General features: G+C 65.5%; 17 protein-coding genes and 2 pseudogenes. 4 read left to right on the top strand and 15 right to left on the bottom strand.

From position 1 onward, the window contains the following. The first annotated feature begins 75 nt into the window (after window positions 1-75). Window positions 76-1050, top strand: a complete 975-nt coding sequence (locus tag ACCQ09_RS04725; RefSeq protein ID WP_040940744.1) for a L,D-transpeptidase family protein — start codon at window positions 76-78, stop codon at window positions 1048-1050. Between the two features lie 3 nt (window positions 1051-1053). Beyond that, window positions 1054-1788, top strand: a complete 735-nt coding sequence (locus ACCQ09_RS04720; RefSeq protein WP_040940743.1) for a M23 family metallopeptidase — start codon at window positions 1054-1056, stop codon at window positions 1786-1788. A 324-nt stretch (window positions 1789-2112) separates the two neighbouring features. Here ACCQ09_RS04720 and ACCQ09_RS04715 read toward each other — a convergent pair. Further along, window positions 2113-2875 (bottom strand): annotated as a pseudogene (locus tag ACCQ09_RS04715) (SDR family NAD(P)-dependent oxidoreductase). Between the two features lie 103 nt (window positions 2876-2978). Here ACCQ09_RS04715 and ACCQ09_RS04710 point away from each other — a divergent pair. Beyond that, window positions 2979-3890, top strand: a complete 912-nt coding sequence (locus ACCQ09_RS04710) for a LysR family transcriptional regulator (protein WP_052844646.1) — start codon at window positions 2979-2981, stop codon at window positions 3888-3890. Between the two features lie 293 nt (window positions 3891-4183). On the opposite strand, the pseudogene fhuE reads toward ACCQ09_RS04710, so the two are convergent. After that, window positions 4184-6379 (bottom strand): annotated as a pseudogene (gene fhuE, locus ACCQ09_RS04705) (ferric-rhodotorulic acid/ferric-coprogen receptor FhuE). 593 nt (window positions 6380-6972) lie between these two features. On the opposite strand from fhuE, the gene ACCQ09_RS04700 reads away from it, so the two are divergent. After that, window positions 6973-7968, top strand: coding sequence for an alpha/beta fold hydrolase (locus ACCQ09_RS04700; RefSeq protein WP_011038322.1), 996 nt, complete (start codon window positions 6973-6975; stop codon window positions 7966-7968). Window positions 7969-8277: 309 nt separating this feature from the next. Here ACCQ09_RS04700 and tkt read toward each other — a convergent pair whose 3' ends face one another. From tkt to ACCQ09_RS04635, 13 genes are all read right to left on the bottom strand, one after another. Further along, window positions 8278-10278 (bottom strand): transketolase, encoded by a 2001-nt coding sequence (gene tkt / locus ACCQ09_RS04695; RefSeq protein WP_011038323.1) that lies wholly within the window; start codon window positions 10276-10278, stop codon window positions 8278-8280. A 238-nt stretch (window positions 10279-10516) separates the two neighbouring features. After that, window positions 10517-11797 (bottom strand): dicarboxylate/amino acid:cation symporter, encoded by a 1281-nt coding sequence (locus ACCQ09_RS04690; RefSeq protein ID WP_170873886.1) that lies wholly within the window; start codon window positions 11795-11797, stop codon window positions 10517-10519. A 560-nt stretch (window positions 11798-12357) separates the two neighbouring features. Next, window positions 12358-14097 carry a BatD family protein gene (locus ACCQ09_RS04685; protein WP_228427703.1) on the bottom strand — a complete coding sequence of 580 codons (1740 nt, stop codon included), beginning with the start codon at window positions 14095-14097 and terminating at the stop codon, window positions 12358-12360. After that, on the bottom strand, window positions 14094-15908 hold the full coding sequence (locus tag ACCQ09_RS04680) for a VWA domain-containing protein (protein WP_228427705.1): 1815 nt from the start codon (window positions 15906-15908) through the stop codon (window positions 14094-14096). Before ACCQ09_RS04680 ends, ACCQ09_RS04685 begins: the two co-directional genes overlap by 4 nt. Then, the gene (locus ACCQ09_RS04675; RefSeq protein ID WP_012437506.1) at window positions 15899-16906 is read right to left on the bottom strand and encodes a vWA domain-containing protein; all 1008 of its coding nucleotides are present in this window, start codon (window positions 16904-16906) and stop codon (window positions 15899-15901) included. Before ACCQ09_RS04675 ends, ACCQ09_RS04680 begins: the two co-directional genes overlap by 10 nt. After that, complete coding sequence (locus ACCQ09_RS04670) at window positions 16903-17358, bottom strand: DUF4381 domain-containing protein (RefSeq protein ID WP_012437505.1); 456 nt, start codon at window positions 17356-17358, stop codon at window positions 16903-16905. The genes ACCQ09_RS04675 and ACCQ09_RS04670 overlap by 4 nt, the downstream gene beginning before the upstream one ends. After that, entirely contained in the window at window positions 17355-18326 is a 972-nt protein-coding gene (locus ACCQ09_RS04665; RefSeq protein ID WP_040940738.1) for a DUF58 domain-containing protein, read from the bottom strand. The genes ACCQ09_RS04670 and ACCQ09_RS04665 overlap by 4 nt, the downstream gene beginning before the upstream one ends. Before the next feature lie 20 nt (window positions 18327-18346). Then, window positions 18347-19366 carry an AAA family ATPase gene (locus ACCQ09_RS04660; protein ID WP_040940737.1) on the bottom strand — a complete coding sequence of 340 codons (1020 nt, stop codon included), beginning with the start codon at window positions 19364-19366 and terminating at the stop codon, window positions 18347-18349. 152 nt (window positions 19367-19518) lie between these two features. Next, window positions 19519-21399 (bottom strand): type IV pilus secretin PilQ, encoded by a 1881-nt coding sequence (locus ACCQ09_RS04655; protein ID WP_012437503.1) that lies wholly within the window; start codon window positions 21397-21399, stop codon window positions 19519-19521. Between the two features lie 19 nt (window positions 21400-21418). Beyond that, complete coding sequence (locus ACCQ09_RS04650; protein WP_011038332.1) at window positions 21419-21952, bottom strand: pilus assembly protein PilP; 534 nt, start codon at window positions 21950-21952, stop codon at window positions 21419-21421. Beyond that, window positions 21949-22614, bottom strand: a complete 666-nt coding sequence (locus ACCQ09_RS04645) for a type IV pilus inner membrane component PilO (protein ID WP_011038333.1) — start codon at window positions 22612-22614, stop codon at window positions 21949-21951. Before ACCQ09_RS04645 ends, ACCQ09_RS04650 begins: the two co-directional genes overlap by 4 nt. Further along, the gene (locus tag ACCQ09_RS04640; protein WP_012437501.1) at window positions 22611-23390 is read right to left on the bottom strand and encodes a PilN domain-containing protein; all 780 of its coding nucleotides are present in this window, start codon (window positions 23388-23390) and stop codon (window positions 22611-22613) included. The genes ACCQ09_RS04645 and ACCQ09_RS04640 overlap by 4 nt, the downstream gene beginning before the upstream one ends. Then, window positions 23390-24448, bottom strand: coding sequence for a pilus assembly protein PilM (locus ACCQ09_RS04635; RefSeq protein ID WP_016944654.1), 1059 nt, complete (start codon window positions 24446-24448; stop codon window positions 23390-23392). Before ACCQ09_RS04635 ends, ACCQ09_RS04640 begins: the two co-directional genes overlap by 1 nt. Window positions 24449-24506 lie beyond the last annotated feature (58 nt).

Here is a 24506-nt window from a genome sequence, read left to right as displayed (position 1 = left end):
CCGGGTGCAGGGATTTCACGGCGGGTACGCAGCCCACTGCGGCAAGGTGCGTGCACGCCTTCTCTGGAACCACCCATGCCTTCACGTTTTCATGCTCGCGCCTGTTTGTTGGCCCTGGCCCTGGGCGCGGCGCTGTCCTCGGTCGCGCAAGCCCAGCAGCCGGCCGCCGCACCTGCACCGATCAGCGCACCGACCACGATAGGCACCGGACCGCGTTCAGACCTGCACGCCCAGGTGCTGCTGGACCGCGCGCATTTTTCGCCCGGCCAGATCGACGGCCAGCGCGGCTCGAACCAGAAGCGCGCCATCTCCGGTTTCCAGGCCGCACACCGCATCAAGGTTACCGGCGAGCTGGATGACGCCACCTGGCAGGCCTTGCAGGCCGACACCACGCCGGCACTGGTGCAGTACACGCTGACCGATGCCGACGTGGCCGGCCCGTTCCAGCCGATTCCCGACCGCCCCGCCGAGCAGGCGAAGTTGCCGGCGCTGGGCTATGTCTCCATCGAAGAAGCGCTCGGCGAGCGTTTCCACGCCGACCCGGACCTGCTGCGCCAGCTCAATCCGGGTGTTGACCTGAGCAAGGCCGGCAGCGTGATCCAGGCGCCCAACGTGGACGGTGTGCCTGCGCTGAGCAAGCCGGCCAAGCTGGTGATCGACAAATCCGATTCGACGCTGCGGCTGTTCGATGCAGAGGGCAAGGTGTACGCGCAGTTCCCGGTGTCTTCGGGCAGCAAGCACGATCCGCTGCCGATCGGGCGCTGGAAGATCCTGGGCATTTCACGCGATCCCAAGTTCCACTACAACCCCAAACTGTTCTGGGATGCCAAACCCGGCGAAGGCAAGGCCACGCTGCCGCCGGGCCCGAACAACCCGGTGGGCCGCGTGTGGATTGATCTGTCCAAGCCGCATTACGGCCTGCACGGCACACCGGAACCGGGCCACGTTGGCAAGACCGAATCGCATGGCTGTGTGCGCCTGACCAACTGGGACGTGGTGAACCTGGCCAGCGTGGTGGACGCCTCGGTGCCCGTGGTGATGCAGGAGTAAGCCATGAAGACGCTGATGATGCTGATCGTGGGCGTGCTGATCGGTGCGGCCGGGTATTGGTGGCTGGACCTGCGCCACGCCGCCGACCCTGTGGCTGCATCGCCAGCGGTGGCGACGCCAGCCACGGCATCCGCGCCTGCTGCGCAACGCGCGCCCGCATCAGCAGCACCTGAGGCGATGGCTGCTGCCACACCGCTAGCGGCGGCAGCTGCGCCGGCACAGGCAGCGAGCGCGATGGCGGCACCGGTCGGTGGCCCGTCCGCTGCACAGGTAGAGCAGGCATCGGCAAGCAACAACGTGGCCTTGCTGATCCCGGTGCAAGGCATCACTAGCAGCCAGTTGCAGGACACCTTCACCGACGCGCGCAGCGAAGGCCGCGTGCATGATGCGATCGACATCCTGGCACCGGCCGGCACGCCGGTGCTCGCGGTGGCCGACGGCACCGTGGAGAAATTGTTCGACAGCAAACGCGGCGGCCTGACGGTCTACCAGTTCGAGCCCGGCGGCAGGTACTGCTACTACTACGCGCATCTGCAGCGCTATGCGGACGGTCTGGCCGAAAAGCAGGTGATCAAGCGCGGGCAGCTGATCGGTTACGTCGGCAGCACCGGCAATGCCGATCCCGCCGCACCGCATCTGCATTTCGAGATTCACCGCCTTGGCCCGGAACGCGAATGGTGGAAGGGCGAGGCGCTGAATCCCTACCCGGTGCTGCATGGTGATCAGTCGTTGCAATGACGGCCTGCCACGGCCGCATTGCATGATCAGTGCAGTGAATTGCATCGCTGCTGCGCACTGTGCCGCAGCGATGCACTATTTCTACGATTCATGCGCGGCACGCAGGCGTCCGCGATACCTGATTAGCGACACGTTCAAATCCAGGTGTTGATGTGTGGCCTAGATCATCGAGAGCATCTCGGCCATCAAGCGACGATGCGTTTTAATGCTGCGCAACGCGCCGTGCTCCGCCTCATCACTCAACACCTAAACCCGCTGCTGGCACCCACCTGCGCCGATGTGCAGCGAGGGCACATCAGCGCAGTGAAGGCACGGCAGTGATCCTCAGATCAGCATGCCGCCGGATGCCTCGATCCGCTGCGCATTGATCCACGCCGTGCCGGGCGCCAGTAGCGCGGCGACCACCGGGCCGATATCGTCCGGCCGCCCCGGCCGGCCCAATGCGGTGACCGAGGCCACCATCGCGTTCACCTGCGCGTTGTCGCGCACGCTGCCGCCATTGAAGTCGGTTTCGATCGCGCCCGGGGCCAGAGTATTGGCGGAAATGCCACGTGCGCCGAGCTCCTTGGCCAGGTAGCGCGTGAACACTTCGATGCCGCCCTTCATCATGGCGTAGGCCGAAGGCCCCGGCAGCGCGAAACGCGCCAGACCACTCGAGACATTGAGGATGCGCCCGCCGTCGGCAATCAACGGCAACAGGGTCTGGGTCAGGAAATACGGCCCTTTCAGATGGATGTTTCACCAGCGCATCGAACTGATCCGCGGTGGTGTCGGCGATAGGCGCATGCAAGCCGGTGCCGGCGTTGTTGACCAACGCATCGAACTGGGTGCGCTCCCAACCGGCCAGCACGTCTTTGAGCTGCGCAGCGAAGTCGGCAAACGTGGACACATCTGCGGTATCGAGTTGCAGGGCATGCGCGCGGCGGCCCAGTTGCTGGATGTGGGCCACCACCGCGGCCGCGTCGTCGGCCTGGCGGTGATAGGTCAGCACGATGTCGTGGCCGGCGGCGGCCAGTGCGTGTGCGGCGTTGCGGCCCAGGCCGCGGCTGCCGCCGGTGATCAGGGTGATGGGCGTGGTGCTGTGCATGCCGTGCTCCGCGAGTGAATGGACAGGACGCAGGCTATTAGCCTTGCGGCATGACATAAATCGCCACATCCTGATTGCACCGTTCACTCTCAGCGACCAATCCATGGACACGATGGACACGCTTCGCGCCTTCCTGCGCGTTGCCGAGCTCGGCAGCTTCACCCGTGCCGCCGAAACGCTGGGCCTGCCGAAGGCCAGCGTCTCCACCGCCGTGCAGCGGCTCGAAGCCTCGCTGGGCACCCAGCTCCTGCATCGCACCACCCGCCGCGTGCAACTCACCGCCGACGGCACCGCGTTCTACCAGCGCAGCCGCGATCTGCTCGACGACATGGACGAATTGCAGGGCATGTTCCAGCGCGACCACAGCCAGTTGCGCGGGCGCCTGCGCGTGGACATGTCGGCCGGCATTGCGCGGCAGTTCGTGATTCCCGCGCTGCCGGCCTTTCTTGCCCAGCATCCGCAGCTGGAGATCGAAATCAGCGGCACCGATCGCCGCGTGGACCTGGTGCGCGAGGGGTTCGATTGCGTGGTGCGGGTTGGCACGGTGGAAGACACCAGCCTGGTCGGCCGGCCGCTGGGCGTGCTGCGCATCATCAACGTGGCCAGCGCGCAGTACCTGGCGCAACGTGGCGTACCACAGACCCTTGAGGATTTGGCGCAGCACGATCTGGTGCACTACGTCTCCACGCTGGGCCAACGCTCGCCCGGGTTCGAATACCACGACGGTGCGCAGTACCACTGGCTGCCGATGCGCGGCCCGGTGACGGTGAACAACGGCGATGCCTACCTTGCCGCCGCACGTGCGGGGCTGGGCATCATCCAGGCACCGGCCAGCCCGCTGCAGGCGCATCTGGACAGTGGCGCGTTGGTGGAGGTGTTGGCGCAGATGGCACCGGAGCCGATGCCGGTCACGCTGCTGTATGCGCAGCGCCGGCATCTGCCGCAGCGCGTGCGTCTGTTCATGGACTGGATTGCGCAAGTGATGGCGCCGCATCTGGAGCCGCATTTGCCTTGAATCAGCGTCGGCGCGGGTGTGGCGCTACAGCGCTGGCGCGCGCGCCATGTAGACGGGCGTTGGCATGCCAATCTGGCACTACTTTAAGTGGCAACAGTGTCGCAAGCGTTCGCGTCTCGCAGAATCTCAACGCAAACAATCCTTGTTCCTGCTACGTGGAAAACGTCGTCGCAGTCGCAAGAGAACGATCAGATTACAGATCAGCACCGCACAAAAAAACACAGGCATCCCTGCGAGATGCCTGTGTGATTGCCAAGCCCATCAGAGGTTGAAACGCCCCAGGTGTGCGTCGGTCAGAACGTGTAGTTGAAGGTCAGCATGCCATTGCGCGATGCGCCCCATGCGCCGTAGCCGCCATTGAATTGCGCGTAGTAACGCTTGTCGAGCAGATTGTCGACATTGAGCTGCACCGAGAACTGCGGTGACAGGCGATACCGCGCAAACGCGCTAACCAGGGCATAGGCACTCTGCTGGAACGCGCCGTACACGGGGTCAACGTAGTACGAACGGTTCTGCCAATTGACGCCGCCACCCACGGTCAGATCGCTCCACGCACCTTGCGGGGTGTAGCTGTTGAACAGCTTGAGGGTGGTGCGCGGCAGCTGCGTATTGATCGACGTGCCGCTGTCATCGCGCGCGGTGTAATGCGAGGCACCAAAGGTGGTGTTCCAACCGGCGGTCACACGGCCGGAGATCTCGAAGTCGAAGCCTTCGCTGACCACGCCGTTGGCGGCCTCATACGCCGATTCACTGCTACCGGGAACGAAGCCGCCGGTGGCCACGCCCAGGTTGTCTTGTTCGATGCGGAACACCGCAAGCGAGGCGTTGAGCTTGTCGTCGAACCAGGCAGCCTTGACGCCGGCTTCGTAGCCCTTGCCGGTCAACGGATCCAGGTAGCCGCCGTTGGCATCGCGCAAGGTCTGCGGGTTGAAGATTTCGGTGTAGCTGACGTAGGTGGACCACACGTCGTTGATGTCGTAGACCAGGCCGGCGTACGGGGTGACTTCGGTCTAGGTGTCGGAAAACGGTACAAGCCCCTGCGCGGCATCGAAGTTACCACCATCGATCTGCCAGTCGGTGTAGCGCGCGCCCACCAGCAGCGTCAGCGGGTCGGCCAGCGAGAAACGGCCCGCCACGTAGGCGGCTTTTTGCTTGATCGTGCCGGTGCTCTGCACCGTGCGCGGGCTCCAGTTGGGTTCCGGGTACGCGCCATTCCAGCCGAAGTAAGTATCCAGCGGCGCCGGGAAATCGAAGGTGCCGTTGTTGGTGAATTCGCGGCGGTTATAGCTGGCACCGGCCACCAGGTGATGCTCGCGGCCAAACAGCTGGAACGGGCCTTCCGCGTACACGTCGGCGCCGTCGGCCTTGCGCTCGGTGAGGCAGTTGCCCGAATACGGCACGACACCGCCGCCGGTGGCGCGGTCGAAACCGAAGATCGTATAGAACGGATAGAACAGATGATTGGCCGCTTCGGTCTTCTCATGGCTGACATTGGCCTTGAGCGTCCAGCCGTTGTCGAAGCCCTGCTGCAGGCTGGCGAAGGTGCGCTGCAGACGCGTGTCCCAGAACGTCCAATCGGCGGCCGGATTGAACGAGCGGTCGTAATTGGTGCGCGTGCCGTCGCTGAAGAACAGCGGGAAGCCGCCCCAGGTGACGTCGTCCGATTCCTTCTTCTGGTACTCGTAGCCCACGCTCAGCAGCGTGCTATCGGTGAGGTCGGCATCGATGATCGCCGAGCCGATCTTCTTGCGCAGGTTGTAGCGGTCCATGTCTGATTCGCCGTCCTGGTAGACGCCGATCACACGTGCGCGCACATTGCCGCCGGGGCTGAGCGGCACGGTGACATCGGCCACGCTGCGGGTCTTGTTGAAATCGCCGCCACCCACCGACACGGTGCCGGTGAACTCGCGGCTGAGCGCGTGCTTGCGCACCAGGTTGATCGAGGCAGACGGGTTGCCCGAGCCGGTGAGCAGGCCGGTGGCGCCGCGCACCACTTCAACGCGGTCGTACAGGGCCACGTCCAGCGCCGAGTCGCCGTAGCTCCAGGCCTGCTCCATGTAGGCAGGGATGCCATCGAACTGATAGTTGTCGATGTAGAAACCGCGCGCGTAGAACTCCAGGCGCTCGCTGTCGCTCTGTGCCACCGAAATGCCGGTGACGTTGTTGAGCACATCGGTGATGCTCTGCAGGTTCTGGTCGTCCATGCGGTCGCGGGTGATGACCGTGACCGACTGCGGAATCTCGCGCAGCGACAGGTTCATGCGCGTGCCGGCGGTGGTCTTCTCCACCGTGTAGCCGCGCTCGCCGGTGACGTTCACGCCATCGAGCGTGGTGACCTCGGCATCGGCGGCGGCGGCGGCCTCAGCAGCGGGCGCTTCGGCCAGGGCCTGGCCGGCCGTCATCGTGCACAGTGCCGCGAACAGCGCGCGCGGCAGGACATGGCGGCGCGCGCCCACGGAAGGAAGACGCATCTGGGTACTACGGTTCATCGGGGGACTCCAACGCAGACGGATTGGGCCGCAGGCGATCGCAGCGCCGGCAACAAAGGGGGAGGAACGGGTGCCATACCATCGGCAACGCATCATTTTAATGGGAATGATTCACATTTTAAATAGCAAACCGGAGCTGGTTTTGGCAGGTTGTCGAGAGAAGCAAGCGCTACCTGAGGCTGGTTTGTGCCGTGCTGGAGTGGGTCTGTCCGGCACGGTGCCGGTGCCAGCGACTCGCCACGTCGGTCGAGTCCGCGATCCCATGGCGCGGTATCTCCACTGGATCTGCTCTGCAGATCCGCAGGCGGCGTCACGTGATCCTGCTGATATCGAGCGAACAAAGCCCATGGCGCGCGCTTGCTTACAACGCGCTCGTCCGCCTAGGCACATCAGTACTCACAGTCATTGCGGCCGAGTTCGCCCATGCGCAACACTCGACGCGGATGCCGCGCACCAGCGGAACAACGGACCGTCGCCCAGCGCATGCCGGGCGCCAGCGCACCAAGGAGCATATGAACAACTTTTGGAAGGCGTTTGCATTACTGGCGCTGTGCGCGCCCGTGGTAGGCGTGGCAGCACCAAAACAATCCGCATTGGCCGACACCTGCCGGGTGCCCGGTGCGCCGGTCCATGAGGCAGGTCTTGTACAGATCGGCGGGATCCAGCAATGGGTGACGGTCGAGGGCGCCGACTGCCGCAATCCGGTGGTGTTGATCGTCCATGGCGGGCCGGGCAACCCCAATACTCCATTCGCGCAGCGCCTGTTCGGCAGTTGGACGCGCGACTTCACCGTCGTGCAGTGGGATCAGCGCGGCTCGGGCAAGACCTACGCCGCCAACAAGCCTGCCGAGGGCGAAGCGCTGACCATGCAACGGCTGACGCAAGACGGTGTTGAGGTGGCGCGCCATGCGATGCAACAGCTCGGCAAGCGCAAGGTCATCCTGATGGGTGGCTCGTGGGGCTCGGCCTTGGCCGCCCACATGGCCAAGGCCAACTCCGACCTATTCCATGCGTATGTCGGCACCGCGCAGTTGGTCAACTACCAGGACGACGTGGCGGCCGGCTATGCCGCGACCATGCAGCTGGTGCAGGCAGCCAACGATCATGATGCGCTCGGCAAGCTCGAACAGATCGGCCCGCCGCCGTGGACGAACCCGCGCAATTTCGGGATTCTGCGGCGCGTGAGCCGCAAGTACGAAGCGTTGCGGACCGAGCCGGCGCCGGCCGACTGGTTCAGATTTTCTGCCGAGTACGACACGCCCGAGTATCGCGCGGCCTACGAGGCCGGCGAGGACTATTCCTTCCTGCAATTTGTCGGGCTGGCGGGTAATGGCATGGGGCCGCAGATCAACCTGCGCGCACTCGGGCCGGCCTTCGCAATGCCTGTCTACCTGCTGCAAGGCGACCAGGATCTGGTCACGCCGCTGACGGTCAGCAAAGCGTATTTCGAAACGCTGTCAGCGCCGACCAAAGAGTTCCTGATCCTGCCGCGCACTGGCCACGACCCCAACCCGACCATGATGGACACGCAGTTGCAGGTGTTGACCACCCGGGTCCGTGCGCAGGCAGTGGCGAACGACGCGCGCTGATCCCGGCAATGCCGGGCCAAGACGCTTGCACCTCTGCGCCCGGCTTTATCGGGTGCACTTGTTTTTAAGCATTGCAACGCTATGCAGCGAGTGACCTGCACGCAGTGATGCATGGATCTGGGCCGCCGCCTGTGTGCGCCAGATCGACCTCTGCGTCGCCAACATGCACCGCCAGTGATCCGCCACGCCGCCACGTCTTGGAATGCACGCGGCGGTGCATGCTGCCTGCCCGCAGCATCACCCATCGCGCAGACATCCCAAGAAAAAAGCCGGCTTTCGCCGGCTTTTTTCAATCAACACCACAACGCATTACAGCGCCTTGGCGGCCTCGACCACGTGCTCGGCGGTGATCTTGAAGTACGCATACAGCTGATCCGCCGGCGCCGAGGCACCGAAGGTGTCGATACCGACCACATCGCCATCTAGGCCGACATACTTGCGCCAGAAGCCGGTCACGCCCGCTTCCACCGCCACGCGCTTGCGCACGGCATTGGGCAGCACCTGCTCGCGGTACGCGGCATCCTGGCGATCGAACACGTCGGTGGACGGCATCGACACCACGCGTGTCTTCAGCCCGGCCGCATCCAGCGTCTTCTTCGCTTCCACTGCCAGGCCCACTTCCGAGCCGGTGCCGATCAGGATCACGTCGGGCGTGCCGCCTTCGGCATCGGCCAACACGTAACCGCCGCGTTCGATCAGTTTGATCTGCTCGGCGCTGCGCGGCTGGTGCTGCAGATTCTGGCGACTGAACACCAGGCAGCTCGGGCCGTCCTTGCGAGTGATCGCGGCCTTCCAGCTCACCGCCGACTCCACCGCATCGCCCGGGCGCCACACATCGTTGTTGGGGATGTAGCGCAGCGAGGCCAGGTGTTCGACCGGCTGATGGGTCGGGCCGTCTTCGCCCAGGCCGATCGAGTCGTGCGTGTACACATGGATGGCATGCGCCGGATTCAACGCGCTCATGCGCACGCCGTTACGCGCGTAGTCGCTGAACACCAGGAAGGTGGCGTCGAACGGGATGAAGCCACCATGCAGCGCCAAGCCGTTGGCAATGGCGGTCATGCCGAATTCGCGCACGCCGTAATACACGTAGTTGGCGTTCGGGTCGTCGGTGGCGACCGACTTGCTGGCCTTCCACAAGGTGAGGTTGGAATGCGCCAGGTCGGCCGAGCCGCCGACCAGTTCCGGCAGCAGCGGTGCGAACGCTTCGATCGCCAGCTGCGATGCCTTGCGCGAGGCGATGGTCTGGCCGTCTTCCTGCGCCTTGGCGATGTAGGCATCGGCCTGGACGATGAAGTCGGCCGGCAACTCGCCACGCGAACGGCGGGTCAGCTCGTCGGCCTGTTCGCCGTACTGCTTGGCGTACTTGTCGAACAGCTGCTCCCACTCGGCCTGACGCAGCGTGCCGGTGCCACCTGCGCGCCAGCCGGCATAGATCTCTTCGGGAATCTCGAACGGGCCGTACGGCCATTCCAGCGCCTTGCGCGCGCCTTCCAGCTCTTCCTTGCCCAACGGTGCGCCGTGCGAGGATTCCTTGCCCGACTTGGTGGGTGCACCGAAGCCGATCTTGGTGCGGCAGCAGATCAGCGTGGGCTTGTCGCTGTTTTCCAGCGCCGCCTCGATGGCCGCCTTGATCTTGTCGGCGTCGTGCCCGTCCACATCACGGATCACATGCCAGCCATAGGCTTCGAAGCGTGCCGGGGTGTTGTCACTGAACCAGCCGGCAGTGTTGCCGTCGATGGAGATCTGGTTGTTGTCCCAGAACGCGACCAGCTTACCCAGGCCCCAGGTACCGGCCAGCGAGGCCGCCTCGTGCGAGATGCCCTCCATCATGCAACCGTCGCCCATGAACACCCAGGTGCGGTGGTCGACGATTTCCAGCTCGGGCCGGTTATAACGCTGTGCCAGCAACTTCTCGGCCAGCGCGAACCCGACTGCATTGGCAAAGCCCTGCCCAAGCGGCCCGGTGGTGGTTTCCACCCCAGGCGTTTCGCTGCGCTCGGGGTGGCCGGCGGTCTTGCTGTGCAACTGACGGAACTGCTTGAGCTGCTCGATCGGCAGGTCGTAGCCGGACAGGTGCAGCAGCGCGTACTGCAGCATCGACCCGTGCCCGTTGGACAGCACGAAACGGTCGCGATTGAACCACTGCGGATTGTTCGGGTTGTGCCGGAAGAAATCGTTCCACAGCACTTCGGCGATATCGGCCATGCCCATGGGCATGCCGGGGTGGCCGGACTTTGCGGCTTCGACCGCATCGGCGGCGAGGAAACGGATGGCGTTGGCCAGCTGGCGGCGGGTGGGCTGGGTCATGGGCGTCTATGGAAGCGGAGGGGAACACCGCTGGAAGCGGAGACCAGTATTCTCCCACAGAGCGTGTTAGGGGAATCAGCAGCCGGGAATGGAGAAACGGGAATCGGGAATCGGATGCAGTGTTGCAAGTTGGCCGCTAACGCCACTCACACCACCGCTACCGCTGGATGCGGCAGGACTTCGCAGTACGCGCCCCGATCGCAACAGCCCGCTCTAACGATTCCCGATTCCCAATTCCCTATTTCTCACCCTTAGCCACCAGCGTCGTCAACGCCAGATCGCCGGTGACATTCAGCGCGGTACGGCACATGTCCAGGAAGTGATTGACGCCCAGGATCATGCCGATGCCGACCGGGTTGACCCCGACCATCGCGCAGATCAGCGCCACCACCGGCAGCGAGCCGGAGGGCACGCCGGCGGTGCCGATGCCGCCCAGGATGCAGACGATCATCACCATGAATTGCTGGCCGATGCTCAGGTCCACATTGAAGAACTGCGCCAGGAAGATCACCGTCACGCCTTCAAACAGCGCGGTGCCGTTCTGGTTGGCGGTGGCGCCTACGGTGAGCACGAAGCGCGAGACCCGCGGCGGCAGGCCCATCTCGTCGGCCACGCGCAAGGCGGTTGGCAGGGTCGCATTGCTGGAGGCGGTGGAGAACGCCATCAGCGTGGCCTCCTGCGTCTGCCGGAAGAAGCCGATCGGCGAACGCCCGGCGAACTTCACCGCCAGCCCGTAGCTCACCACCATGTGCAGGCCCAGCGCCAGCACCACGACACCGACGTAAGCGCCCAGGCGAATCAGCAGATCGAAGCCGAACAACGCGGCCAGATTGAACATGAAACAGGCCACCGCGTACGGCGCCAGGCGGATCACCAGCCCGATCAGGGTCATCGAGATCTCGAAGATGCCTTCGATGCCACGCTTGAGCGTGGCCACTTTTTCGTCGGCGGTGAGCACCATGCCCACGCCGAACATCACTGCGAAGAACATCAACGACAGGATCGCGCCATTGCTCGAGGCCGCCGCAATCACGTTGTTCGGCACGATGGAAAGCAGCATGTCCATGCCCTGCGGTTGATTGCCGGAGCTGGAGATGATCTCGCGGGTGCGGTCAGCATTTTCCTGGATCAACTGGTTGGCCAGTTGCGGGTCCACGCCTGCACCGGGCTTGAGCACATTGACCAGGACCAAGCCCAGCAACACCGCAATGCCCGACAACACTACCGTATAGCCCAGCGTGCGCCAGCCCACCCGGCCCAACGCGCGGATGTCGCCCATTTCCGCAATGCCGACCACCAGCGCCGAAAACAGCAGCGGCACGATCAGCATGAAGATCAGATTGAGGAAGATCTGCGAGAACGGCGTGGTGACGTACTTGGTCACCAGCCGTACCCACTCGGCGTCGCTCCCGGCCAGGTAGTACACGGCCAGACCCAGCACCAGGCCGATGGCGAAGCCGATGCCCATCTTCCAATGCAGGGGCAGGCCTGGGCGGCGCGCGGCTGGGGATGCGGTCATCGGGACAGGCCTTGGTCTGGACACAAAGGCCGGAGCTTAACAAACACCACCGGCGCGGCCACCTACCCAAGGCGCCCCATGCGCCCGTCCTTAGGGTAGGCCCGCCTCTCGACACCATGTGCTGCAGACGTTGGAACGGCAGCAAACGGCGCTCATCTTGCACAACGTCAAAGGCGCAGCTACCCAAAGGCGCAGTGGCACCCGCAGCAGCACCGGTGTGCACTACACCGACCTATTTGCGGTGTTGAAACGACGCACCGACCAGCGTGCCAGGCCCTTGCCCGCCCACCGTCGCGGGACCTTTGGCGGCATGGATGCCGCCAAAGAGCCTATAGGGACGTACTTGCGGCGTGTCCCGCGACGGTGGGCGGGCAAGGGCCCTGCAGCAGCCCCGCAGCCATAACGCTCTGCGCGCTCTTCATCCCGCACACCTATGCCGTACGCAGCCGAAACTCAATCAGTCATCACGCAAGACCACGCAGCAGCGCTGGCAGCGGCGGGGCGTGCACACCCGACTGAGCCGTTGTGTCTCGGCGATCGTGCCGCTGCAGCGCAACCAATCAACGCGCCGGCGGATATAGCGGCGCCAGCACCTCCGGCTCTGCTGCCGTGGCGTGATGCCAGCGCGGGCCATTGGCGAACGCCTCGCGCAAGGCAGCGCGCGCAGCAGTTACATCGCCATCGCCACCCCAACGGGCGCGTTGCATCTGTGCCACCGCCGCGCGCTGGGCCGGGTCGCTCAAGGCTGCCAGCACACTGTCGATGTCGGCAACGCCGGCCATGCCGCACAGCACCGTGGCCACATCGTCCATGCCACCGGTATCGAGCGCACGGCGCAGGTCGGCCACGCTGTGGGTGGCGCGCCTGCCGGGCGCCGGCGCAGCAGCACCAGCACCGGCGGCCACCGTGCGCGCTCCAACGCGACGACGACGCAGCGCCCAGACCAGGGTGGCAATCCACAGCACCGCGAAACCCGCCGCCGCCGCGATCCAGCCCCACGGGCGCGAGGCTGCAGGAGCGCCCTGCAGGCGCAGCGTACTGGCCGCCGGCGCAGGTGCCACGGCCTCGCCAGCTGGCTGGCTGGCTGGCGAAGGCGCCGCTGCGGGCGCTGCGAATGCACCGCTGCCTGCCGCCACATCCAGCGTGAGGTCCGGCAGCGATGCCGTCTTCGCCGCTGCCGCGCGCACATCCCACCACGCCACCTGCAGGCCAGGAATCAACAGTGGGCCTGCACGATTAGGCACGATCGAATAACGCCGCGTCAGCCGCAGCTGTGGCGAGCCATCGACAAACCGCTCCTCGTAATGCGCCGGTTCGGCAAACACTTGCGCGTCCGGCACGCTGGGCGTGGGCAGCTCCGGAAACTGCGCCTGGGTGGCGCCGCGTGCGCTGGCTTCCACCACGATTTGCGCTGCCTCGCCGGCGGTAGCCCGCTGCGGCGTGGAGGTGTAGCGCAGCGTCAGGCTGCGCAACGGCAACCACGGCTGCGGCGCATTGGCCGGCTGCGCGCGCACTTGCAGCGGAATGCTGGCGCTGCGCGCGTTCAATTCGCCATTGCCGCGCCCGAAGTAATCGTCGAAGAACCCACCCACCGCGCGCCCGTTGAAGCGGGCCGGCGGCACCACCAGGCGGCCGCTGCGCTCGGGAACCAGCAGGTAGCGCCGCTCCACCACGTTGTACTGCCGCCCGTTGACCGCCCTGGCCGAACTCACATCATCGCCAACGCGCTGCAGCGACGCGCCGTCCGGGGCTTGCAGATCCAGTTCGCCAGAGGCCAGCTGGGTGGCGTAGTACAGCCGCACCACCACGCCCACGCTCTGCTGCACGTAGGGCTGTGGGTCGTCCACCTGGGTTTCGACGAACGCTTCTTCGTTGCCGCGCGCCGCGCTTGCGCCAGCGGCCCCAGGAGCGCCGGCATCGACAGCCGTAGCCACCACCTGCAGCCGAAGCGGCTCGGTGCGCTCGTTGCCGACCCGGATCGCCGGCACGATGATCTCGCCAGTCTGGCGTGGTGTGATCACCACCCCGAACAACGCCCGGATGGTCACCGAACCATTGGTCACCTGCATCTGCTGGTTGGCGTTCTTGGCCCCCAGCCCGAACCCACCGCGCAACGGGCCGTAATCGGGTTCGGCGCCGCGCTGGTCGGTCTCGATGTTCAAGGTCACCGCATCGCCCGCATCGATGCTGTCACGGTCTAGCCAGGCGCGCGTCACCGCGCCAGCGGGCAACGCCAGGATCGCCACGCTGCTGCTCAGCAGCCATATCGCCACACGGCGCCAGTGCCCGTTGCCCGTCATTGTCCGTCCCGTTGCCTGCGTTCGTGTTCCAGCCTGAATTTGGCGCGCAACAGGCTGCCCGGATCATCCGGCACGCGCCGGATCCATGCATCCACCGCCTGCCGTTGCTCGCGCTGCTCCGGCGTTTCTGCAGCGGCCGCGGCGGCGGCCTGCTGCTCCTTTGTGGGCGCGCCCTTGGCACCGGCCTGCGCCATGGCCTGTTCCATCTTGCGGCGTTGCGCTGCATCGGCCTGCTGCTGGGCCTGGGCATCCGGCGTCTGCGGCGGGCTGTCGGGCTGTTTTTGCTTGCCCTGCCCCGCTGGCGACGGCTGGCCCGGCGTCTGGCCGTCCTTGGGCGGCTGCGAAGACGGCTTGCCGTCCTGGCCGCCCTTGCCATCCTGCCCGTCCTTGCCGGGAGTTTGTTCCGGCTTGCCCTGCCCGTCCTTGTTCTGATCCTGCTGTTTGTCGCCCTTGTTCTGGTCTTGCTGCGGCTTGCCCTTGCCGTCCTTGTTCTGCTGCTGACGCTTGCGCGCCGCGTCCACCGCGGCGCGGTTGGCGATGGCGTCCTGCAGCTGGGGCTGTTGCCGCAGCGCACGGTCGTAGGCGGCAATCGCATCGTCGTAGCGCCCCTGACGGGCCAGCGCATTGCCAAGGTTGTACCAGCCCTGGTCGGTGGGCACGGCCTCGAAGGCCTTCTGCGCGGCGGCGAAATCGCCCTTGCGGTAGGCCTGCACACCGGCGTCCAGGCGTTGCTGCTGCACCTGGTCAGCGCGTTGCCACAACGTCCCTTCCGCCGCCTGCGCCGGTTCGACAAAGGGCCCGACACACAACAACGCCAGCACCATCACCGCTGCGCGCCGGCGGAACGCCAACAACGCCAGCGCCATCACCGGGAACAGCAACCAGTAGCCCTCATCGAGCCAGGTTTTGCTGCCGTTCGCGGCGGCGGCGGCGTCGGCCGCGGGTTGTTGTGCCGGGTCCAGCACGCCCAGCGCACGCAGGTCGGCATCGTCAGCGGCAAGCGGTGCATAACGACCACCGCCTTGGCCGGCGAGATCGCGCAAGCTCGCTTCGTCCAGCCGCGCCTGCGCGATCTCACCCGACGCGGCGCGGTAGGCCGCGCCACGCGCGCTGCCCACCCCCAAGGTGGAGACATTAAAGCCGCGCGAGCGCGCGACCCGCGCAGCGCTTTCAGCCGACTCATCGGCACTGTCGCTCATCACCAGGATGTCGCCCTGCTTGAAGCCAGCTTGCGACAGCAGCTGCACCGCCGCCTCGATAGCGCGGTCCGCACGCTTGCCATCCACCGGCATCACCGACGGCGACAACGCATCCAGAAACAGGGCCACGTTGGCCGCATCTTCGGTCAGCGGCGCCACGGTAAAACTCTCGCCCGCGTATGCCAGCAACGCCACATCGCCACCGGCACGCTCGCGCAACAGCGTGGCCAGCTTGGCGCGTGCCTGCAGCAACCGCGAGGGCGGCAAATCGTTGGCGTTGATGCTGGAGGACAGATCCAACGCCACCACCAACGGCCGGTTGGATTGATACACCGGCCGCTCGGTTTGCCGCCAACTGGGCCCACTCATCGCAACGACCGCCACGCTGTAGGCCACAACCGCAAGCACAAAACCGAACCACCCACGGCGGCCGCCGGTCACCAGCAGCTGTGGCAATAGATGTGCATCGACACTTTGCCGCCACACGTCCGCATCGCGCTGGCGCAGGAACCACAGCACCGCCGCCGGCACGATCAACACCAGCGCCCACAGCAGTTGCGGACGCAGCAGATGCAGCGTGTTCAATGCGGTACTCAGCATGTTCATCGCCATCTCCGCGGCAATGCGTAGGCCAGCAACCCAATCAGCAGCGCCGCGCCCAACGGCCAGTAATAACGCTCGACTTTCGGCTGCACCGATGGCCCCGCGGCCTTCACTGGCTCCAGGCGATCCAGCTCGGCGTAGATGCCGGCCAGCTCCTCGGTATCGCGGGCACGGAAGAAGCGCCCACCGGTCTGCTCGGCAATCTTGCGCAGGCCGTCTTCGTCGATGTCGTCGCCGCCACCGGCCGGAATCGGCACCCCGAACAACGAATAGCTCCCGCTGCCACCGAACGCGATGGTGTGCACGCGCACGCCCTCGGCCTTGGCAAGCTCGGCCGCCTTCAGCGGGTTGAGAACGCCAGCGGTGTTGACGCCGTCAGTGAGCAGCACCACGACACGCTGGCCATGGCGCTGCTCGCGCAGACGCTTGACCGACAAGGCAATGGCATCACCGATTGCGGTTTCGCGCCCGGCCAGGCCCACCACGCTGTCAGCCAGCTGATCGCGCACGCTGGTGAGGTCGGCGGTCAGCGGCGTCAGCGCATAGGCGCGCTGCCCGAATACCAACAGGCCCACCCGGTCGCCTTCGCGCCGGTCCAGAAAGTCCGAGAGCACCGCCTTGGCCGCGGTCAGGCGGTCCACCACATTGCCGCCCAGCACCATGTCCGGTTCGCTCATGCTGCCGGACAGGTCCACCGCCAGCATCATCTGGCGTGCCTCCCGCGGCGGCTGGATCACATCGCCCAGTTGTTGCGGACGCGCCAGCGCGGCACACAGCAAAAACCATCCCAGCCACGCCAGCCAGCGCGGCGCACGCAGCGATGGAATGCGTGGCGCACTTACCATCGCACGCAGCTGCTGGGCATACGGCACGCGCAATGCGGATGCCTGCGTGCGGCGCTGCGGCCAGAACCACATCAGCAACGGCAGCGGCATCAACCACCAGGCCCACGGCCACGCGCAGTGCGCCAGCGCATCCTGCCATTGCGACCACTGCAGCCAGTTCATCGCCGCCCCTGCATCAGGCGAAGGAAGCGTTGGCGTGCCAGCTGCTCCACCGCCGCAAGATCGCTCACTGCCGGGTCACGTTGAAACCCACCGTCCAGCAACACACGGCCGGGGCCCTGCGAAAACGCATGGCCCTTGCGGCCGTCCAGCAATTGCAGCCAAGCATCGCCCTGCAGCCGATCGGCCTGTGGGTCAACCGTGCGCGCGGCACGCCGCAGCAACGCCGACAGCGCCGCCAGCCGCTGCGCTGGCGTGCTGGCCGCCTGCAGCGCAGCGTCGAAGGTCGCCGCCCAGCGTTGGGCGCGCCGGCGGCGACGCCACCACCACAAAGCCAACGTGCCCAGCACCAGAACGATTGCCGCGATCACCAGCCACCAGCCCAAGGCCAGCGGCCACCACGACGGTGACGGCGGCAGGTGCACATCGCGCAGCGGAAGGGTGTCGGGCGTCATCGCGATGACTCCCGCACTGAAGAGACGCCGCCGCCCAGCCAGGCATCACTGGCATCGGCCGTGGACAGACGGTGCAGGCGCACACCACGGGCCTGCAGCAGCGTCGACAACCGTTCCAGCGGCGCGACGAATTCGGCATTCCACTGCGCGCGCCCGGCCTGCGTGGTGAGGTCCACGGTGATCCGTTGCCCGCCCGCGTCGAAGGTGAGCGCACGCGCGGGCGGTGCCAGCTCCAGTGGATCCACCAGCACGATCACCACCACCTCGTGATGCAGGGCGAGCCCCGACCAGCGCGACTCGGGCACCGCGGCGGCACTGCGTGCATCGGCGAGCACGGTGAGGCGCGCGCCCGGGCGTAACAGGCGTGTCGCATGGTCGAGCCCGACCTGCAACCCGGCATCATCGGCCGGCGGCTGCGCATACCAGCGCGCCAAGGCATCCAGCACCGGCAACACCCCGCGCTGCCCGGCGCGTGGCGCAATCGGCGCTTCGCTGGCGGTGCCACGCAACGCGGCAATCCGGTCGCCCTGCCGCTGCGCCAGCCAGGCCGCCACGGCACCGGCGCGTGCCGCCTGCACCGACTTGTAGCGCACCCGTGTGCCGAAGAAGAGCGCGGGCGCGGTGTCGGCCACGATCAGGCTCAACCGCTCGCGTTCGGCCTGAAACAACTTGGTGTGCGCGCGCCCGGTGCGTGCGGTGACGCGCCAGTCGATATGCCGCGCATCATCGCCGGCCACGTACTCGCGCGACTCGGCGTATTCCATGCCACGCCCGCGTGTTGCCGCCGGCACCGGACCCACCAACCCATGCCGGCCACGGCCCGGTTGATGCCGCTGGCGAGCGGCACCGCGCAACGCAATCAACTCGGCCAGCTGCGGACGCACGCCATCGCCAGCGACGGACAACGGGGCAGCAGCAGAAGGCGAGGACGGCATCAAGGCGATCGGCTTCGGGCGAAAGGGCGGCATACCGCAGCGACGCTACCCGATCAGGGCAGCGGAATCTTTTCCAACAGCGCGGCGACCAGGCGTTCGCCATCCCAGCCTTCGGCGGTGGCTTCGTAGCTGGGCAGCACGCGATGGCGCAGCACGTCCGGCGCGATGGCGCGGATATCGTCCGGGGTCACGTAATCGCGGCCGGACAACCACGCACGTGCGCGCGCGCAGCGTTCCAGCGCGATCGAGCCACGCGGGCTTGCGCCCCAGGCGATACGCCGCGCCAGCGCAGGGTCGTAACGCTGCGCATCGCGCGACGCCAGCACGATCTCGATCAGGTAGCGCTCAAGCTGGGGCGCAAGATGCACATCCAGCACCACGCGGCGTGCGGCGAACACATCCTCCAGCGGAATCTTGTCCGGCACCGTCGCATGCTTCTCCAGCGTATCGCGTGCGGTCTCACGCGCCAGGCGCAGGATCTCGGCCTCCGCATCGGCCTGCGGATACCCGATCCGCACATGCATCAAAAAGCGGTCCAACTGCGCCTCCGGCAGCGGGAACGTGCCCTCCTGCTCGATCGGATTCTGCGTGGCCATCACCAGGAACAGCTGCGGCAAGGCATAGGTATGCCGGCCCACCGTGACCTGCCGCTCGCCCATCGCTTCCAGCAGCGCCGACTGCACCTTGGCCGGCGCACGGTTGATTTCATCGGCGAGCAAAATCGGATGGAAGATCGGCCCGGGCATGAACTCGAAGCGCCCTTCCTGCGGCCGCCAGATCTCGGTGCCGGTCAGATCGGCCGGCAGCAGGTCCGGCGTGAACTGGACACGCGCAAAATCGGTTTCCAGCCGTGAGGCCAGTGCGCGGATGGCGGTGGTCTTGGCCAGGCCGGGCGCGCCCTCCACCAACAGGTGGCCGTCGGCCAGCAAGGCGATCAGCAGCCGCTCGACCAACGCGGACTGCCCCACGATGCGTTGCGCCAGCGACTCGCGCAGCGCGGTGAATTGACCATGCAGCCGGTCCTCGGCGGGCGCGGCGGCGGCTTCTGGCGGAAGGAGCGGCGGTGCGTTCATAGACCCAGTGTGACCGATTCGAACGCGATTGGTTCACTGTGCGGGCGGAAGATGTTCAGTGAGTGACCGGGGTCATGCCTGATGCTCGTCTTCCGGACACAAGAAAGCCGGGCATGCACACGGCATGCCCGGCTTCTTCAGTGCGGTACGGATCAGCGAACAGCTGATGCGACGCGCAGGACCTTCGGCGTAATGAAGATCAGCAGCTCGGCCTTGTCCTTGCTGCGGCCGCGGCTCTTGAAGAGATTTCCCAAGAACGGGACGTCGCCAAGGAACGGGACCTTATTGACGCTGGAGCGGTCACTGAATTCATAGACACCGCCAATCACCACAGTCTGACCATCGTCCACCAACACAGCGGTGTTGATTTCGCGCCGATTGATGGAGGGAACCGTGCCGTAATTTGGCAATTCGATCAATTCATCGACCTCGTCTTTCTTGACATTCATATTCAAGAAAACACGATTGTCGTTGGTGATGGTCGGCGTCACCTTCAGTTCCAGCAAGACTTCCTTGAACTGGACGTTGGGTGTCGCGGCTTGACCCGCCGTACCGCCTGTAATCGTGACATAACCGATTTCGCGACCCTGCTTGATGACACCTTCGCGCTGATTAGATGTAACGATTCTGGGATTGGAGATCACCTCACCGCGCCCTTCCTGCTGCAGGGCAGAAAGCTCGAGGTCGAGGTTGAAGTTGGACCCAAGCAATGTGTAGGCAAGGCTCGGTGCAGTCGCACCGCTGGTGAATGCACCTGTCGGCAGGTTCACATTCAAGCCTCTGCCGGCGGCCACGCCGCCACCGGTGGCACCGCTACCGATGGTCGCGACATTGTCGCCATAGGTATGCGTGCCGCCCAGGCCGAACTTTGCGCCAAGATCGCGCGCAAACGTGTCGGTAGCGATCACGATGCGGCCTTCGATCAGCACCTGATCCACCGGACGATCGATGTGCGAAATCAGTTCGCGCATCTGCGCGACCTTCTTCGGCACATCGCTGATCATCAAGGTGTTGGTACGTTCGTCGGCAACCAGACGACCGCGCGGCGACAAAAAGCCATTGTCTTGCTGGCCCTGTCCACCACCACCCTGCCCACCGCCGCCACCGCCACCAATGCCCTTGGCCTCGGTCAGCGCTTTGAAGATCACCGCAGCATTGTGGTAATTGATCTGCACATAATCGGTGATCAGTTCTTCGCGGTTTTCAATCGCGATGCGGGCGTCTTCCTTGTCCTGTTCGAACTTGGCCAGCTCCGGCTGCGGGGCAACCCAGACCACGCCGCCATCGCGGCGCTTGTCCAGGCCTTTGGCGCGCAGCACGATGTCCAGTGCCTGGTCCCACGGCACGTTCATCAGGCGCAGCGTGACATTGCCCTGCACCGTATCGGAAGCCACGATGTTGAGGTTGGATTCCTCGGCGATCAGCTGCAGCACGGTGCGCACCGGCACGTCCTGGAAGTTGAACGTCACCGGGCGGCCGCTGTAGCCGCGCGCGGCGATCTGCGCGGCCGCCTGCGTCACCGCGCTGACGCTCACGCCGCCAACGGCCGGCTGGCCCTTGCGCGGGGTGATTTCCACCACGTATTCGTTGCCGGTCTGGTAAGCCAGCGAGTCGAATGCACCCTTGGTCGACAGCACCAGCTGCGAGCCGCCACCGGATGGCTTGACCTCGACGCGCTGCACCGGGGTGGCGAAGTCGGTGACGTTGAGCGGGCGCTGCAGTTCGGCAGGCAGGCGGGCGTTGCTGATGTCGACCAGCACGTTGTCGCCTTGGGTGCGCAGGTCGGGGCTGGCGCCCTGGCCGTCGAACTGCAGGATCAGGCGGCCTGCGCCGTCATCGCCGCGCTTGAAGTCGATCTTGGACACCGCCAGGCTGGCCGGAGCGGTCTTGGCCGGATCCTGCGCAGGCTGGGCCAGCGCGGCGGCGGCAAGCGAACTGCCGCTCGCCAGCGCCAGCGCGAACCCCAGCGCGCAGGCCCGGAGCATTGCCTGGCGCCGGACCGGACGCAGGCGCTGGGCGTTGGAAAAAGTCATCGTGCTATCCCCTATCACTTTATTGATCATCCAATGCGAGCGCGGCAGGCCGTTCCAGCCATCCACCCGCACCGTCCGGTACAAGTTCAATCAGCTCGATGCGGTCTTCGTAGACCCCGGTCACCCGGCCATCGCTCTGCCCCAGATACACACCCGGCCGCACCCGGTAGGTCACCTTGTCAGGTGCCATGACCAATGCGATCAGGCCCGAGCCACCTCCAATGGTCCCCACCATGTCGAGGGCATCGAGCGGGAAGGCTTCCAACGGCTCCTTGCGCCGGTTCGGATCCGGACGCGTGCCATTGCCGCCTTCCGCGCTGACCCAGGCATCGCTGAACGGGTCGCGCATCACTTGCGCCGCGTATTCGAACGTCTCGAACTGCTGCATCACCGGCAACGGCTCCAGCGGCGGCGCAGGACGCGCACGCACTTCGGCCACCCACGCTTCCAGATTCGGCGCATCGCCCGGGGTGCTGGTCACACCGCGGGTGCACGCCGGCAACACTGCAATTAGCGCCACGCAGGACAGGATCTTGAGCAATTTCATGGTCATTGGCCGCCCTTCTTCGCCGCGTCGGCCGCAGCCTTTTCCTGCTCGGCCATTTCCTCATCGTCCAGATAACGATAGGTCTTGACCGTGCCGGACAGCTCCAGCGCACCCCGTGGGGTGATGCCGGCCTTGGCGTCCTTGGGCTTGAGGTTGATGTCGTGCATGGTCAGGATCACCACGCGCGGCAGCGAGGCCACACCGCTGACGAAGGCGCCGAACTGGTGGTAGCTGCCCACCATGCGCAGGGCAATCGGCTTCTCGGCGTAGAACTCCTTCGGCGATTCCGGACCCGGCTGGAACAGCTCGTTGGACAGGCCACTGGACAGCGCGGTCTGCGAGATGTCGATGATCAGGTCCGGCATTTCGGTCTTGCTGGGCAGCTGGCGCAGCATCTGCTGCAGCACCTGCTCCATCTGTGCGAGCTGCTGCTTGAGCGGCTCCAGATTCACCGCACGGCCCTGCTGGGTCTCGAACTCGGTGCGCAGCTGCGTTTCGGTGCCTTCCAGGCCTTCGAGTTCATCGCGCTTGCTGCTGATCAACAGGAACCAGGCCAGCACCATGATGAACAGGCCGACGACCACGCAGAACACGATGCGCGCCTGCTGCGGCCAACCGCCGATGTTGTTGAAGTCCAGATCGCTGAGCTTGAATGATTTCTTACTCATGACGCCGCCCCCTCCTGCGGCCGAGTGGATTGCGCCGGTGCCGCTTGTGCGGGTGCAGGCGCGGCCGGTGCGGCCGGCGCAGGCGTTGTTGCCGGTGTCGCTGCCGGTGCAGGCGCTGCGCCGGCTGGCGTGGCCGCCGGGGTTGCGCCCGGTGCCTGGCCGTCAACCGGCGCGGTACCGTTCTTGTCGGCCTCGTTCGGGTTGGCCAGCTTGACCTTCAACGTGAACACGTACGGCAAGGTCTTGGTGTCCATCGACGAAGCCGCAGGCTGGCCGGCGGCCTTGTCCTGGCTCTTGGCCTCGATGATCGACAGATCCGGATTGGTCATCCAGCCCGAGCCTTCCAGGTTGCGCATGTAGGCACTGACGCGCGCGTTGGACTGCGAGCGCCCTTCCAGCGTGAGGATGTCGCCATCCTGCTTGATGTTGGTCAGCGCCACGCCATCGGGAATGGTGCGCACCAGCGAATCGAACAGGTGCACCATCTGCGAGCGGTTGGCCTGCAGTTCCTCGATGACCTTCTTGCGCGCCAGCAGGCGGTCTTTCTTCTTGTCGAGTTCCTTGATCTCTTCGTTCTGCGCCTTGACCTTGTCGATCTCGGTGGTCAGGAACGCGTTGCGCTCGGTCTGCCCGCTGATCTGCCCGTCGTAGTAGAACCAGATCAGCGCCGACAACACCACGCCAGCGAGCGCGGCGAAGCCGAGCATCGAATAGAACTCACGCTCGCGCGCCTTCCGACGCTCGGCGCGCCAGGGCAATAGATTGATTCTTGCCATCAGTCAAAGCTCCTCAGGGCCAGGCCGGTGGCGATCATCAATGCAGGCGCATCCAGCGCCAGCGCATGGGCCTGAACCTTCGGGCCCAGCGTCATCTGTGCCAGCGGGTTGGCGACCACGGTGGTCACGCCCAGCTGTTCTTCCACCATCTCCGGCAGGCGCGACAACGCGGCGCAGCCGCCTGCCAGCACGATGCAATCGACGCGATTGAACTCGCTGCCCGCATAGAAGAACTGCAACAGGCGGCTGATCTGCTGCACCGTCGCTTCCTTGAACGGCTCCAGCACTTCGACCTCGTAGCTCTCCGGCAGGCCGCCCTGACGCTTGGCCAGGCCAGCTTCTTCATAGGTCAGGCCGTAGCGGCGCATTACTTCGTCGGTGAGCTGCTTGCCACCGAACACCTGCTCGCGGCTGTAGAGGCTGCGCCCTGAGCGCAGCACGCTCAACGTGGTCATGGTCGCGCCGATGTCCACCAGCGCCACCACCGCATCGGCGGCGACCGGCAATTCGCTGGCAACCAGTGCGAAGGCGTTCTCGACCGCAAAGGCCTCCACGTCCATCACCTTGGCGACCAGGCCGCCGAGCTCCAGCGCCGATTGGCGCAGCTCGACGTTTTCCGAACGCGACGCCGCCAGCAGCACCTGGACCATGTCCGGGCTGTTGGGCATCGGGCCGAGCACCTCGAAATCGAGATTCACTTCCTCGATCGGGTACGGGATGTAGTTGGTGGCTTCCAGCTCGACCTGGGCTTCCAGATCGCTATCGTCCAGATCCGCCGGCATGGGGATCAGCTTGGTGATCACCGCCGAGCCAGCCACGGCTGCTGCCGCGTTCTTGGCCTTGCTGCCGGAACGGTTGATGGCGCGGCGAATGGCTTCGCCCACCGCTTCGACTTCGACGATGTTCTTTTCCACCACCGCATTCGGCGGCAACGGTTCCACAGCGTAATGTTCCACGCGAAAACGATTTCCGCTGCGCGACAGCTGCAATAGCTTGACCGCAGTGGAACTGATGTCGACACCAATAAGTGGCGACTGACTCTTGGGTAAAAGCCCCACGGAAACTCCCCTGCCGACGGGCACTTGGACGCATATGTTGCGTCCTCGCATTAATAAT

Source organism: Xanthomonas sp. NCPPB 2586, assembly GCF_041475775.2.
Lineage (GTDB): Bacteria > Pseudomonadota > Gammaproteobacteria > Xanthomonadales > Xanthomonadaceae > Xanthomonas > Xanthomonas campestris.
This window is presented reverse-complemented; position numbering and strand designations above follow the sequence as displayed.

Excerpts from the sequence above, each read along its gene's own strand:
- ACCQ09_RS04725 (WP_040940744.1), top strand. The coding sequence starts at position 76 with ATGCCTTCACGTTTTCATGCTCGCGCCTGTTTGTTGGCCCTGGCCCTG.
- ACCQ09_RS04720 (WP_040940743.1), top strand. The coding sequence starts at position 1,054 with ATGAAGACGCTGATGATGCTGATCGTGGGCGTGCTGATCGGTGCGGCC.
- ACCQ09_RS04710 (WP_052844646.1), top strand. The coding sequence starts at position 2,979 with ATGGACACGATGGACACGCTTCGCGCCTTCCTGCGCGTTGCCGAGCTC.
- tkt (WP_011038323.1), bottom strand. The coding sequence starts at position 10,278 with ATGACCCAGCCCACCCGCCGCCAGCTGGCCAACGCCATCCGTTTCCTC.
- ACCQ09_RS04690 (WP_170873886.1), bottom strand. The coding sequence starts at position 11,797 with ATGACCGCATCCCCAGCCGCGCGCCGCCCAGGCCTGCCCCTGCATTGG.
- ACCQ09_RS04685 (WP_228427703.1), bottom strand. The coding sequence starts at position 14,097 with ATGACGGGCAACGGGCACTGGCGCCGTGTGGCGATATGGCTGCTGAGC.
- ACCQ09_RS04680 (WP_228427705.1), bottom strand. The coding sequence starts at position 15,908 with ATGGCGATGAACATGCTGAGTACCGCATTGAACACGCTGCATCTGCTG.
- ACCQ09_RS04675 (WP_012437506.1), bottom strand. The coding sequence starts at position 16,906 with ATGAACTGGCTGCAGTGGTCGCAATGGCAGGATGCGCTGGCGCACTGC.
- ACCQ09_RS04670 (WP_012437505.1), bottom strand. The coding sequence starts at position 17,358 with ATGACGCCCGACACCCTTCCGCTGCGCGATGTGCACCTGCCGCCGTCA.
- ACCQ09_RS04665 (WP_040940738.1), bottom strand. The coding sequence starts at position 18,326 with ATGCCGCCCTTTCGCCCGAAGCCGATCGCCTTGATGCCGTCCTCGCCT.
- ACCQ09_RS04660 (WP_040940737.1), bottom strand. The coding sequence starts at position 19,366 with ATGAACGCACCGCCGCTCCTTCCGCCAGAAGCCGCCGCCGCGCCCGCC.
- ACCQ09_RS04655 (WP_012437503.1), bottom strand. The coding sequence starts at position 21,399 with ATGACTTTTTCCAACGCCCAGCGCCTGCGTCCGGTCCGGCGCCAGGCA.
- ACCQ09_RS04650 (WP_011038332.1), bottom strand. The coding sequence starts at position 21,952 with ATGACCATGAAATTGCTCAAGATCCTGTCCTGCGTGGCGCTAATTGCA.
- ACCQ09_RS04645 (WP_011038333.1), bottom strand. The coding sequence starts at position 22,614 with ATGAGTAAGAAATCATTCAAGCTCAGCGATCTGGACTTCAACAACATC.
- ACCQ09_RS04640 (WP_012437501.1), bottom strand. The coding sequence starts at position 23,390 with ATGGCAAGAATCAATCTATTGCCCTGGCGCGCCGAGCGTCGGAAGGCG.